Source organism: Streptomyces sp. NPDC045968 (assembly GCF_056430475.1).
Window position 1 is genome coordinate 185,185 of the sequence record NZ_JBWKLF010000008.1, and the last position, 12,540, is coordinate 197,724.

A 12,540-nucleotide genomic window follows, 5' to 3' on the forward strand; every position below is an offset into this window, starting at 1 on the left:
ACCGGGGCTCGCGGTCTGCCGGGAGGCGGCGGGTCAGCTGAAGACCACGGAGCGGACCTTGAGCCGCTCCGACGCGTGCCCGCCGTTCGCGCGGAGGTGGAAGAAGGGGCCTTCGCAGTCGGCGCCGGCGAAGACCGTGGCGACCGAGTCCGTGTGGTTCAGCGGGGTGTGGGCCGGCGGCGTCCACTCGGGGGCGGCCTCAAGAAGCGTGATGCACACGCCGCTACTGCACGCAGAATTCGTTGCCTTCCGGATCGGCGAGCACCACCCAGGTCCCGCCCTGTTCCTCGACGGTGCGCAGGACGCTCGCACCCAGCTCCACCAGCCGGGCCGCCTCCGCCTCCCGGCGCTCGGGGCCGGCGTGCAGGTCCAGGTGGACCCGGTTCTTCACCGTCTTGGGCTCCGCTACGCGCTGGAACAGCAGTCGGCGCCCGAGACCCGTACCGGACTTCTCCTCGTACGGATCGTCCGGGTGCCGCGCCGCGTCGAGGTCACGCCAGGCGCGACGGCCGTGTGCCTCGGTGGTCGCCGCCTCGGGCACGGCCCCGAGGCCGAGCAGCTCCTCGATCAGGGGGCTGTGGTCCTCGACCACGTACCCCAGGGCCTCGGCCCAGAAGTCGGCCTGGGCGTGCGGGTCGGCGGCGTCGATGACGACTTTCCAGTCCAGAGTCATGGAAACCGTTTATAGTGGTTACATGGACGAGGTGGCAACAGACACGCCGGGGCTGCTGCTCCGTCCGCGGGAGGGGCGCCCGTTCCGCTTCGATCCGGGCACCCTGTGCCTGGAGTTGCTGCCCACCGGCGGAATCGGGCCCTACGCGGTGTACGAGGTGCTGCACGAGCCCGGCGATCTGGTCCGGTGGGCGGGGGAGAGCAGGCTGCCCGCAGGTCTCGCGCTCTCGGTGAGTACGGCGGAGCTGGAGCGCGCGCGGGAACTGCGCTCGTCTCTCTGGAGGCTGGCCGGGAGCCGTGCGGAGGGGCGGGAGCCCGGCCCCGAGGATCTGGACGTGGTAAACGCCGTGGCCGCCGCGCCGCCCCTGGTGGCCCGGATCGGCGCCGACGGATGCCGCGCGTGGGCGCCGGGTGCGACCGGCACCGCGTTGCTGTCGACGGTCGCCCGCGACGCGGTGGACCTCTTCACCGGTCCGTTCGCCGAGCGGGTGCGCGTCTGCGGGTCCCACGACTGCGCGCTGCTCTTCGTGGACACCTCGCGCCCCGGCAGGCGGCGCTGGTGCGCGATGGAGCGCTGCGGAAACCGCCACAAGGTGCGGGCCCACCGGGCGCGTACGGCGGCCGCCGAAGGGGACGCGTGACACGACAGCGGGCCCCGGATCGTCCGGGGCCCGCTGTCGGGTGCTGAGCGCTGACGGCGCGAGGTCAGGAGGTCATGTCCGCCTGGAACTCGTCCAGGATCTTGTCCGCGGCCGTGTACCCGATGCCCGCGATCCACAGACGGTCGTCGACCTCGACGACCTTGCCGTCCTTGGACGCCTTCAGGCCCTTCCACAGACCGCTGTTCATCGTCTCGGTCGTCCTGGCCTTCGCCGGGTCGCCGTACGTGGACGTGAAGATGACGTCGGCGTCCGCGAGGTCGATCTTCTCGGGGCTCACGTCGTAGGAGAAGCCGTCCTTGGCCTTGTCGGTGATCGCGGGGCGGCCCACACCGATGTCGGCGAAGAGCGTGCCGATGTAGTTCTGCTTGCCGTAGATACGGATGTCGGCGCCCTCGACGAAGCGGACGAAGTTGACCTCGGTGGCCGCCGCCTTCTCCTTGCCGCCGATCGCCTCCCGTACCTTCGCCACGTGCGCGTCGTAGGCGGCGACGACCTTCTCGGCCTCGGCCTTCTTGTTGAGCACGTCCGCGTGCAGCTGGAAGTTCTCCTTCCAGGCGGTGCCGGTGGACTCCGTCATCACGGTCGGGGCGATGGCGCTGAGCTGCTCGTAACGAGCGCCGTCACGGACCTTGCTCGTCAGGATCAGGTCCGGCTGGAGGGATGCGACCGTCTCCAGGTTGGGGTTGGCGATCTCGCCGACCACCTTGATGTCCGCCACCTCGTCCTTCGGCAGGTACGAGGGGAAGCCGTCCTCGGTCGCCGCGTGCGTCGCGCCGACCGGCCGCACACCGAGGGAGAGCGCGGAGTCCAGCTCGCCGGTGTCCAGGACCACGACCCGTTCGGGGTTCGTGGGCACCTTCACGTCGCCCATCACCGTCTCGACCGTGCGGGTCTTCGCCGGAGCGGCGGTGGGGCCGCCGTCCGGGTCCGACGAGCCGCAGGCCGACAGGGCCAGCGCGCCGGTCAGGGCCAGCGCGCCCGCGGTGAGGGCGCGGCGAGAGGTGCGGGACATGAGGTGCCTTTCGGGTGGGGCGGTTCGGGTCGGCGCCGAACGCTCACCGGTTCTAGGTTTGGTAAGGCTTGGCTAAGTCGACATCGTACGCCCCGGCGGAACGGCTTCCACAGGGGGCGTGAGGGGAACCGAACCGCCCGCCGCCGCCCCGGCCAGCCGTACCGCCTGCGCCCTCGTCCGTCGCGCCGTCCGCAGGGCGTCCCAGGTCAGCAGCGTCAACGCCAGCCACACCAGCGAGAATCCGGCCCAGCGCTCGGGCGGCATCGCCTCGTGGAAGTAGAGGATGCCGAGCATGAACTGGAAGACCGGCGCCAGATACTGCAACAGCCCCAGCGTGGACAGCGGTACGCGGATCGCCGCCGCGCCGAAGCAGACCAGCGGGGCGGCCGTGACGATGCCCGTGGCGGCGAGCAGCACCCCGTGCCAGGCGCCTCCGGCGGTGAACGTCGCCTCGCCGGTCGCCCCCAGCCACAGCAGGAATCCGAGCGCGGGCAGGAACAGCACCGCGGTCTCGGCGGCCAGCGACTCCAGGCCGCCCATGTTGACCTTCTTCTTCACCAGACCGTACGTGGCGAAGGAGAACGCCAGCGTCAGCGAGATCCAGGGCGGACGCCCGTACCCGATCGCCAGTACCAGCACCGCCGCGCATCCGGTCCCGACCGCCACCCACTGCGCGGGCCGCAGCCGTTCACCGAGGAGCAGGACGCCCATGGCGATGGTGACGAGCGGGTTGATGAAGTAGCCGAGCGAGGCCTCGACGACCTGGCCGTTGTTGACGGCCCAGATGTAGAGCCCCCAGTTGACCGTGATGACGGCCGCCGCTATCGCGATCAGCCCCAGCTTCCGGGGCTGCCTGACCAGTTCGCCGACCCAGGCCCAACGGCGTACGAGGAGAAGGGCGATGCCGACCACGCCCAGCGACCAGACCATCCGGTGGGCGAGGATCTCGACCGCCCCGGACGGCTTCATCAGCGGCCAGAAGAGGGGGACGATGCCCCACATCCCGTAGGCGCCGATTCCGTACAGCAGTCCCGCCCGCTGTTCGTTCTTCCCCGTCACGGGCCCTCCCTGTGTCCGCGTCGACGGAACGGCCGACCTGACGACGGTAGCGCCGCCGGGGGTGCCGTGTCATGGCCGTCTCAGGGAAACGGTCGTGACACCCGCGACACCCCTCTAGGCTCTCCGGCCATGGAGCTGAGCACCGAGAACGAGATGGTCGCCGTACCGGCGGGACGGGTGACGCTGTCCGACCGGCGTACGCAGCGCAGTTGGCCGGTGGAGCTCGCGCCCTACCGGCTCGCCGCGTGTCCGGTGACCCAGGGCCGGTACGCGGAGGTCACCGGTCTGCGGCCCGGCACGGCGACGGGTGACCAGGTGCCCGTCGAGGGCGTTTCGTGGCTGGACGCCGTCGGCTTCTGCAACGCCCTGTCGCGGCAGGAGGGGTACACGCCCGCGTACGCCGTCGAGCCGGGTCGGCCCGAGACCGTCGCATGGGACACGGCGGCCGACGGGTACCGGCTGCCGACCGAGGCCGAGTGGGAGCACGCGTGCCGCGCCGGCACGGACGGGGCGAGGTACGGGCAGCTCGACGCCATCGCCTGGCACCGCGGCAACGCGGGGGAGCGCATCCACGACGTGGGCGGCAGGGAGCCCAACTCCTGGGGCCTGTACGACATGCTCGGCAACGTCTGGGAGTGGTGCTGGGACGTCTACGACGCCGAGGTCTACGGCACCTACCGGGTGCTGCGGGGCGGCGGCTGGTTCGACGAGCCCTGGAGCTGCCGGGCCTCGGTGCGGCGACGCAGCCACCCGACCTTCCGGATCGACGACGTGGGCTTCCGCGTGGCCCGGTCCGTCCGGCCCTGAGCGCCGCCCCGGCCCCGGCGGGGCGGGTCAGACGCCCGCGACCGCTGCCTTCACCGAGTCCGCGAGCGGCGTCGTCGGACGGCCGATCAGACGGGACAGGTCGCCGTTGGTCCCCGCGAGCAGCCCCCGCCCGATCGCCTCGTCGACATCGACCAGGATCGCCGCGAAGCCCTCGGGCAGCCCCGCGCCGACCAGGATCTCCTGGTGCGCGGCGGCCGGGACGTTCTGGTACGCGATCTCCTTGCCCGTCGCCTCGGCGACCACCGACGCGTACTCCGCGAACGACCAGGCGACGTCGCCGCTCAGCTCGTACGCGGCGCCCAGGTGGCCCTCGCCCGTGAGCACGGCCGCGGCGGCCGCCGCGTAGTCGGCGCGCGCGGCGGAGGCGACGCGGCCTTCGCCCGCGCTGGCGACCACGGCGCCGTGCTCCAGGACCGGTGCCAGATTCCCCGTGTAGTTCTCCGTGTACCAGCCGTTGCGCAGGAAGGTGTACGGCAGCCCCGAGTCGAGGATCAGCTGCTCGGTGACCTGGTGCTCGGCGGCCAGCTGGAAGTCGGCGTCGGGCCCGCCGAGCACTCCGGTGTACGCGAGCTGGGCGACGCCCGCCGCCTTCGCCGCGTCGATCACGGCGGTGTGCTGCGGTATCCGCCGGCCCACCTCGTTGCCGGAGACGAGCAGCACCCGGTCACCGGCCCGGAAGGCCTCGGCCAGCGTCTCCGGGCGGTCGTAGTCGGCGATGCGCAGCTCGACTCCGCGCGCGGCCAGGCCGGCGGCCTTCTCCTTGTCGCGGACGACGGCGGCGACCGACCCGGCGGGGACGGTGGCGAGCAGCTGGTCGATGACGAGGCGGCCGAGCGCTCCGGTGGCTCCGGTGACGACGATGCTCATGGGGGCTGCTCCTTCGGTGGTTCTTCGGGCCGTTGTCCGGCTTTCCGTCGCTCACTGTACGGGGGGTACTAACCTAGAGAAAGTACCCACTTTGAAGTAAGGTACTGGCATGACCGTTAGTGCAAGCGACAAAGTCCCCGACGTCAACCAGGCGATGTGCCCCTCCCGCCTGGTGCTGGAACACGTCACGAGCCGCTGGGGCGTTCTGGTGCTCGCCGCGCTGCTGGAGCGCTCGTACCGCTTCAGCGAACTGCGCCGCACGGTCGGCGGGGTCAGCGAGAAGATGCTCGCCCAGACCCTCCAGACCCTGGAGCGCGACGGCTTCGTCGACCGGGACGCCAAGCCGGTGATCCCGCCGCGGGTGGACTACTCCCTCACCCCGCTCGGCCGGGAGGCCGCCGAACAGGTGTGGGCGCTGGCGCGCTGGACCGAGCGGCAGGTCCCGGTCGTCCAGGCCGCGCGCGAGGCATACGACGAGGCCCGGAGCTGACCGTTCGGGGTCGGCTCCGGGCCTCGGTGGTGCGTATGGGGGTGGCGGCCGGTCAGCCGACCACCGTCCAGGTGTCGCTGCCCGTGAGCAGCGCGCTCAGGTCACCCTTGCCGTCCCGCTCGATGGCGGTGTCCAGCTGGTCGGACATCAGGGTGTCGTAGACCGGCCTGACGACACTGCGCAGCACCCCGATGGGGGTGTGGTGCAGGGTGTCCGGGTCGGCGAGCCGGGAGAGGGCGAAGGCCGTGGCCGGTGACGCGGCGTGCGCGTCGTGGACCAGGATCTGCGACCGGTTCTCCTCGGTGACCGCGACCACTTCCAGATCGCCGGTGACGCTGTTCCGTACGACGCCCTTGGAGCCTTCGGCGCCGAACAGGATCGGCTCGCCGTGCTCCAGCCGGATCACCGCCTCCTGCGCCTGCTCCTTGTCCTTCAGGACCTCGAAGGCACCGTCGTTGAAGATGTTGCAGTTCTGGTAGATCTCCACCAGGGCCGTGCCCGGGTGGTCGGCCGCCGCGCGCAGCACGCTCGTGAGGTGCTTGCGGTCGGAGTCGACGGTACGGGCGACGAAGGTCGCCTCCGCGCCGATCGCCAGCGACACCGGGTTGAAGGGCGCGTCCAGCGAGCCCATCGGCGTCGACTTGGTGATCTTGCCGACCTCGGACGTGGGGCTGTACTGGCCCTTCGTCAGCCCGTAGATCCGGTTGTTGAACAGCAGGATCTTCAGGTTGACGTTGCGCCGCAGCGCGTGGATCAGGTGGTTGCCGCCGATGGACAGCGCGTCGCCGTCACCGGTGACGACCCAGACCGACAGGTCGCGGCGCGAGGTGGCGAGCCCGGTCGCGATGGAGGGGGCGCGGCCGTGGATGGAGTGCATCCCGTACGTGTTCATGTAGTACGGGAAACGGGAGGAGCAGCCGATGCCGGAGACGAAGGTGATGTTCTCCTTCGCCAGGCCCATCTCGGGCATGAAGCCCTGGACGGCGGCGAGGACCGCGTAGTCACCGCACCCCGGGCACCAGCGCACTTCCTGGTCGGACTTGAAGTCCTTCATGGACTGCTTCGCCTCGGCCTTGGGCACCAGCTGAAGAAGCTCGTTGGTGTCAGGCATCGATGGCCTCCTTGAGAGCTGTGGCGAGCTGCTCGGCCTTGAACGGCATTCCGTTGACCTGGTTGTAACTGTGGGCGTCCACCAGGTACTTCGCCCGGAGCAGCATCGCCAGCTGACCGAGGTTCATCTCCGGGACGACCACCTTGTCGTAACGCTTCAGCACCTCACCGAGATTCCTCGGGAAGGGGTTGAGGTGGCGCAGGTGGGCCTGGGCGATGGGCTCTCCGGCCGCCCGCAGCCGGCGGACGGCCGCGGTGATCGGCCCGTACGTCGAACCCCAGCCGAGCACCAGGGTCCTGGCGCCCGCGGGGTCGTCGACCTCCAGGTCGGGGACCTCGATGCCGTCGACCTTGGCCTGGCGGGTGCGGACCATGAAGTCGTGGTTGGCCGGGTCGTACGAGATGTTGCCCGTGCCGTCCTGCTTCTCGATGCCGCCGATGCGGTGTTCGAGGCCGGGGGTGCCGGGCACGGCCCAGGGGCGGGCCAGGGTCTGCGGGTCGCGCTTGTACGGCCAGAACACCTCGGTGCCGTCGGCCAGTTCGTGGTTGGGCCCGATGGCGAACTGCACCCGCAGGTCGGGGAGCTGGTCGACCTCGGGGATGCGCCACGGCTCGGAACCGTTGGCCAGGTAGCCGTCGGAGAGCAGGAACACCGGGGTGCGGTAGCGCAGGGCGATGCGCGCCGCGTCGATCGCGGCGTCGAAGCAGTCGGCCGGGGTCCGCGGCGCCACGATCGGCACCGGGGCCTCGCCGTTGCGCCCGAACATGGCCTGGAGCAGGTCGGCCTGTTCGGTCTTGGTGGGCAGCCCCGTGGAGGGGCCGCCGCGCTGGATGTCGACGATGAGCAGCGGAAGTTCGAGCGAGACCGCGAGCCCGATGGCCTCCGACTTGAGCGCCACACCGGGACCGGACGTGGTCGTCACCGCGAGCGAACCGCCGAACGCGGCACCGATCGCGGCACCGATGCCCGCGATCTCGTCCTCGGCCTGGAAGGTCCGCACGCCGAAGTTCTTGTGCCTGCTGAGCTCGTGCAGGATGTCCGAGGCCGGCGTGATCGGGTACGACCCCAGATACAGCGGCAGATCAGCCTGCTGACCTGCGGCGATCAGTCCGTAGGAGAGGGCGAGGTTGCCGGAGATGTTGCGGTACGTGCCCGTGGGGAACGCCTGCGAGGCGGGCGCCACCTCGTAGCTCACCGCGAAGTCCTCGGTGGTCTCGCCGAAGTTCCAGCCGGCCCGGAAGGCCGCCACGTTCGCCTCGGCGATCTGCGGCTTCTTGGCGAACTTCTGCCGCAGGAACGTCTCGGTTCCCTCGGTCGGGCGGTGGTACATCCACGACAGCAGCCCGAGCGCGAACATGTTCTTCGAGCGCTCGGCCTCCTTGCGGGAGAGCCCGTACTCCTTCAGCGCCTCGACGGTCAGCGTGGTGAGCGGCACCGGATGGACGTTGTACGCCTCCAGTGACCCGTCCTCCAGCGGACTCGTCTCGTAACCGACCTTCGCCATCGGGCGCTTGGTGAACTCATCGGTGTTCACGATGATTTCGGCGCCGCGCGGCACGTCCTCGATGTTGGCCTTGAGCGCGGCCGGGTTCATCGCGACCAGCACGTTCGGCGCGTCACCCGGCGTGAGGATGTCGTGGTCGGCGAAGTGGAGCTGGAAGGAGGAGACGCCCGGCAGGGTGCCTGCGGGGGCCCGGATCTCGGCGGGGAAGTTGGGCAGCGTCGAGAGGTCGTTCCCGAAGGACGCGGTCTCGGAGGTGAAGCGGTCGCCGGTGAGCTGCATACCGTCACCGGAGTCACCCGCGAACCGGATGATCACCCGGTCCAGGCGGCGGATCTCCTTCTCGCCTGCGCCGCCCGCACTGCCGGACACGGGGGCTCGTTGTTCCCCCACGACAGCCTCGCTGGCCTCGTCGGCCTTTTCGGCTGGGCTACTGACCTGGGTCACTGAACTGGACCTCCCTCGGGGCGGCGGCTCGGGACCGGCCGGCCCACCGGCGGTCCCGCAACCCACCCTACTTCGGTAAGGGTCGCCTTCCCTGGACCGATCATATGGTGGACGTCATTTTGAGACGCGCGTTTGTCCTGGTTCGTCATAGTTAACAGGCCCCCCGGCCGTTCGTCGAAGACGCCGTGCGCTCATTCTTCGGATCCAGGTCTTCCCGGCCTCTTCCCCGTCTCCGCCGACGCCTGACGGAATATCAGCTTTTTACGATTTCAGGTAGGTCAGGACCGCGAGAACGCGCCGGTGATCCCCGTCACTGGGCGACAGGCCCAGCTTCAGGAAGATGTTGCTGACGTGCTTCTCCACGGCCCCGTCGCTGACCACCAGCTGCTTGGCCACCGCCGAGTTCGTCCGGCCCTCCGCCATCAGGCCGAGGACCTCCCGCTCGCGCGGCGTCAGCCCCGCCAGGACGTCCTGCTTACGGCTCCGCCCCAGCAGCTGCGCCACGACCTCGGGGTCCAGCGCCGTACCGCCCTGCGCCACCCGGACCACGGCGTCCACGAACTCCCGGACCTCGGCGACCCGGTCCTTCAGCAGATAACCCACGCCCCGGGTGCTGCCGGCCAGCAGCTCGGTGGCGTACTGCTCCTCGACGTACTGCGAGAGGACCAGCACCCCGATCTCCGGGTAGTCCTTGCGCAGCCGTACGGCGGCCCGCACCCCTTCGTCCGTGTGGGTCGGAGGCATCCGTACATCGGCGACCACCACATCGGGCAGCGTCTCCTGCGCGGCGAGGTCCGCCACGGTCTTGATCAGTGCCTCGGCGTCTCCCACCCCCGCGACGACGTCGTGCCCGAGATCGGTCAGAAGCCGGGTGAGTCCTTCCCTGAGCAGCACCGAATCCTCGGCGATGACCACCCGCACCCTGTCCTCCACGACGCTGTGTCCCCCCACTGTTGCTGTGCGCGCGACCTGTTGATGTGTACGCGCTGATATGCGTCCGCTGACGCGTGTCCTGGCCCATGTCCTGGCCCTTGCGGGTCCAGCATCCCAGGATCGGCGCCCCCGTGGGCGGGGCCGGGACACTTTCGGGCCGTGCACACAGGGGGCCGGAGGGGTACGCGGGGAAAATGGCCGGTTCAGCCACGCCAGGGCAGCTCGGCCGTGATCTTCGTGGGGCCGCCGGCCGGGGAGTCGACGACCAGAATGCCGTCCACCGCGTCCAGCCGCTCGGTCAGACCGGCCAGTCCGCTGCCGGCCGCCGCGTCGGCGCCGCCCCGGCCGTCGTCGGTGACCTGGAGCATCAGCCGGTTCGACGCGCGCCAGACGTCCACCGAGGCGCGGGTCGCGGACGCGTGCTTGCTCACGTTCTGCAGCAGCTCCGACACGGTGAAGTAGGCGATGCCCTCGATCGCCTGAGCGGGCCGGGAGTCCAGGTCCACATCGACGGTGACGGGGACGGTGCAGCGGGAGGCGATGGCGGAGAGTGCGGCGTCGAGGCCGCGGTCGGTGAGGACGGCGGGGTGGATGCCCCGGGCGAGGTCGCGCAGTTCCTGGAGGGCGACTTTCACCTCGCCGTGGGCTTCGTCGACCATGCGGGCGGCGGCCTCGGGGTCGTCGGTCAGTTTCTCCTTCGCCAGGCCGAGTCCCATGGCGAGGGCGACCAGGCGTGCCTGGGCCCCGTCGTGGAGATCGCGTTCGATGCGGCGCAGGTCGGCGGCGGCCGTGTCCACGACGACACCCCGGTCCGACTCCAGCTCGGTCACCCGGGTCGCCAGCCTGGACGGGCCCAGCAGGCCGAGCACCATCACACGGTCCACGGTCGTCAGCCCGCGGATGATCCACGGTGTGATCATGACGAGGAACAGACCCACGGCGCTGGTCACCGCGAGCTCGAAGGGGGAGTCGAGGTAGACCTGATGGCCCCTGTCCCCGTACAGCTGGATGCCGTCGACCCCCGCGTACACCGGGAAGACCCAGCGCCACAGCGGATAGGTGAGCGCACTCCACCCGTACGCCCAGAACGTCAGCGAGACGCAGAAGGCGAACACCGCCCACGGGAAGTGCAACACCGCGTAGACCAGATGCCGCCAGGACACGCCGCTCTTCAGGACCGCGCCGACCCAGGACATCAGGCCGCCCGTCCTGCCGCGCGCCGGCGCCGGATCCGCCACGTCCAGGTTCAGCAGCGCGCGCGCCCGGGTGCGCTCCAGTGCGCCGAAGCCCCGGCACAGGGCGAGACCGGCGGCGAGTATCGGAATCCCGAGGAAGGTGATCAGCATGCCGACGCCCAGTGAGGTCATGGCGATCGCGAAGCTGAACAGCACCGCGCTGATCGGCAGGCTCAGCATCAGATAGCCGAACTCGCGCCAGGTCCGCCCCTCGAAGGGCGCGCGCAGTGCCGCCGGAAAGAAGTGCTTCGTCGGGGGGTGGTCCCCGGAACCGGACCCGTACCTCTGGTGGTCCCGGGTATCCGGTCCGTATGCCGTGGCCATGGGCGCCGTCCGTTCCTTCTCATTCTTCTCAGCGGGCTCTGTGCGTCTCACCGGGCTGTTCGTTCCCAAGAATGCTGTGCGGCGGCGCCCCGCACCATGAGGCCGGTCGCCGTATCCGGGCGGGGGTTTTCCCCACCCCGGGGGCCTGCCGCACCGCTGCTCCTACGGCTACTGCTCCTGTTTCTGCTTCTGCGCCACGCCCACGCGGTCCCGCCACGGCAGCTCCGCCGTGACCGTCGTCGGACCACCCTCCGGCGAGTCGAGGACGAACACCCCGTCGACCGCCCCGAGCCGCTCCGCGAGCCCGGCCATGCCCGTACCGCCGTCCATCCGCGCGCCGCCGGTCCCGTCGTCCCGCACCCGGATCATCAACCGGTCGCCGGTCCGCCACACGTCGACGGACGCCGACCGGGCACCGCTGTGCTTGCTGACGTTCTGCAGCAGCTCCGACACCGTGAAGTACGCGATGCCCTCGATCGCCTCCGCCGGCCGCTCCGGCAGTCCGACCCCCACGGTGACGGGGACGGTGCAGCGGGAGGCGATGGCGGAGAGTGCGGCGTCGAGGCCGCGGTCGGTGAGGACGGCGGGGTGGATGCCCCGGGCGAGGTCGCGCAGTTCCTGGAGGGCGACTTTCACCTCGCCGTGGGCTTCGTCGACCATGCGGGCGGCGGCCTCGGGGTCGTCGGTCAGTTTCTCTTTCGCCAGGCCGAGTCCCATGGCGAGGGCGACGAGGCGTGCCTGGGCTCCGTCGTGGAGATCGCGTTCGATGCGGCGCAGGTCGGCGGCGGCCGTGTCCACGACGACACCCCGGTCCGACTCCAGCTCGGCGATCCTGCGCTCCAGTTCGTCGGAGGGGGAGAGCAGCCCCCGCGCCATGGCCCGGTCGGCATTGGTCAGGCCACGGGCGATGAAGGGGAGCACCGGCCACAGGACGAACAGGCTCACCAGCGCGACCGCGAACGTCAGTACGCCCCAGGGCAGCCGGATGAACGCGTACAGCAGGCAACGCCACCCCACCGGGTCCTTCAGCCCCGCCCACAGCCAGGAGAAGAACCCCGTCTCGCGACGGCCGCGCGTCATGGCGCTCGGCTCATCGATCCGCACCCCGAGCATCGCCCGCGCCCGGCCGCGCTCCATCCGGCCGATCCAGCGGGCGCCCTGGAGACCGGCCACCAGCACCGGCAGACCGATGACGGTGACCGAAAGCCCCACGCCGACACCGATCATGAACACTGTGTAAACAAAACCGGCAATCGCCATCGGGAGATTGGCCAGCAGGTAAGCGATCTCTTTCCACGCCCACGGGCCCAGGGCGAAGCGGGCGGGCGGCGGCCGGTCGTTGTCCGGCACAGAAGGGCTCATGGTCATACGGTCCAGCCTGCCGGGCGCGACCGGCGCA

The 12,540-nt window shown here is 70.5% G+C and carries 13 protein-coding genes; 3 read left to right on the forward strand and 10 right to left on the reverse strand.

What is annotated here, in order from left to right:
• Positions 1-33 precede the first annotated feature (33 nt).
• Both AC07FA_RS23585 and AC07FA_RS23590 read right to left on the reverse strand, forming a co-directional pair.
• On the reverse strand, positions 34-219 hold the full coding sequence (locus AC07FA_RS23585; RefSeq protein WP_479078014.1) for a hypothetical protein: 186 nt from the start codon (positions 217-219) through the stop codon (positions 34-36).
• A 4-nt stretch (positions 220-223) separates the two neighbouring features.
• Complete coding sequence (locus AC07FA_RS23590; protein WP_479078016.1) at positions 224-673, reverse strand: VOC family protein; 450 nt, start codon at positions 671-673, stop codon at positions 224-226.
• 22 nt (positions 674-695) lie between these two features.
• Here AC07FA_RS23590 and AC07FA_RS23595 point away from each other — a divergent pair, with 22 nt between their 5' ends.
• Positions 696-1,313 carry a CGNR zinc finger domain-containing protein gene (locus tag AC07FA_RS23595; protein WP_479078018.1) on the forward strand — a complete coding sequence of 206 codons (618 nt, stop codon included), beginning with the start codon at positions 696-698 and terminating at the stop codon, positions 1,311-1,313.
• A 64-nt stretch (positions 1,314-1,377) separates the two neighbouring features.
• On the opposite strand, the gene AC07FA_RS23600 is transcribed toward AC07FA_RS23595, so the two are convergent.
• Positions 1,378-2,346 carry an ABC transporter substrate-binding protein gene (locus tag AC07FA_RS23600; RefSeq protein WP_479078020.1) on the reverse strand — a complete coding sequence of 323 codons (969 nt, stop codon included), beginning with the start codon at positions 2,344-2,346 and terminating at the stop codon, positions 1,378-1,380.
• Positions 2,347-2,418: 72 nt separating this feature from the next.
• Positions 2,419-3,405: an EamA family transporter RarD gene (gene rarD / locus AC07FA_RS23605; protein ID WP_479078021.1), complete on the reverse strand. Its 987-nt coding sequence runs from the start codon at positions 3,403-3,405 to the stop codon at positions 2,419-2,421.
• 129 nt (positions 3,406-3,534) lie between these two features.
• Between rarD and AC07FA_RS23610 the strand changes: the two genes are divergently transcribed.
• Complete coding sequence (locus AC07FA_RS23610; protein ID WP_479078023.1) at positions 3,535-4,212, forward strand: formylglycine-generating enzyme family protein; 678 nt, start codon at positions 3,535-3,537, stop codon at positions 4,210-4,212.
• A 27-nt stretch (positions 4,213-4,239) separates the two neighbouring features.
• On the opposite strand, the gene AC07FA_RS23615 is transcribed toward AC07FA_RS23610, so the two are convergent.
• Positions 4,240-5,100 (reverse strand): SDR family oxidoreductase, encoded by an 861-nt coding sequence (locus AC07FA_RS23615; protein WP_479078025.1) that lies wholly within the window; start codon positions 5,098-5,100, stop codon positions 4,240-4,242.
• Positions 5,101-5,209: 109 nt separating this feature from the next.
• Between AC07FA_RS23615 and AC07FA_RS23620 the strand changes: the two genes are divergently transcribed.
• Positions 5,210-5,590 (forward strand): winged helix-turn-helix transcriptional regulator, encoded by a 381-nt coding sequence (locus AC07FA_RS23620; RefSeq protein WP_479078026.1) that lies wholly within the window; start codon positions 5,210-5,212, stop codon positions 5,588-5,590.
• Between the two features lie 52 nt (positions 5,591-5,642).
• Here AC07FA_RS23620 and AC07FA_RS23625 read toward each other — a convergent pair whose 3' ends face one another.
• The 5 genes from AC07FA_RS23625 to AC07FA_RS23645 all read right to left on the reverse strand — a co-directional run bounded on the left by AC07FA_RS23625 (position 5,643) and on the right by AC07FA_RS23645 (position 12,509).
• Complete coding sequence (locus AC07FA_RS23625; protein ID WP_479078028.1) at positions 5,643-6,701, reverse strand: 2-oxoacid:ferredoxin oxidoreductase subunit beta; 1,059 nt, start codon at positions 6,699-6,701, stop codon at positions 5,643-5,645.
• Entirely contained in the window at positions 6,694-8,649 is a 1,956-nt protein-coding gene (locus AC07FA_RS23630; protein WP_479078029.1) for a 2-oxoacid:acceptor oxidoreductase subunit alpha, read from the reverse strand. The genes AC07FA_RS23625 and AC07FA_RS23630 overlap by 8 nt, the downstream gene beginning before the upstream one ends.
• 261 nt (positions 8,650-8,910) lie before the next feature.
• Entirely contained in the window at positions 8,911-9,570 is a 660-nt protein-coding gene (locus AC07FA_RS23635) for a response regulator (protein WP_479078267.1), read from the reverse strand.
• Positions 9,571-9,785: 215 nt separating this feature from the next.
• The gene (locus tag AC07FA_RS23640; protein ID WP_479078030.1) at positions 9,786-11,141 is read right to left on the reverse strand and encodes a sensor histidine kinase; all 1,356 of its coding nucleotides are present in this window, start codon (positions 11,139-11,141) and stop codon (positions 9,786-9,788) included.
• 168 nt (positions 11,142-11,309) lie between these two features.
• On the reverse strand, positions 11,310-12,509 hold the full coding sequence (locus tag AC07FA_RS23645) for a sensor histidine kinase (RefSeq protein ID WP_479078032.1): 1,200 nt from the start codon (positions 12,507-12,509) through the stop codon (positions 11,310-11,312).
• Positions 12,510-12,540: the final 31 nt, after the last annotated feature.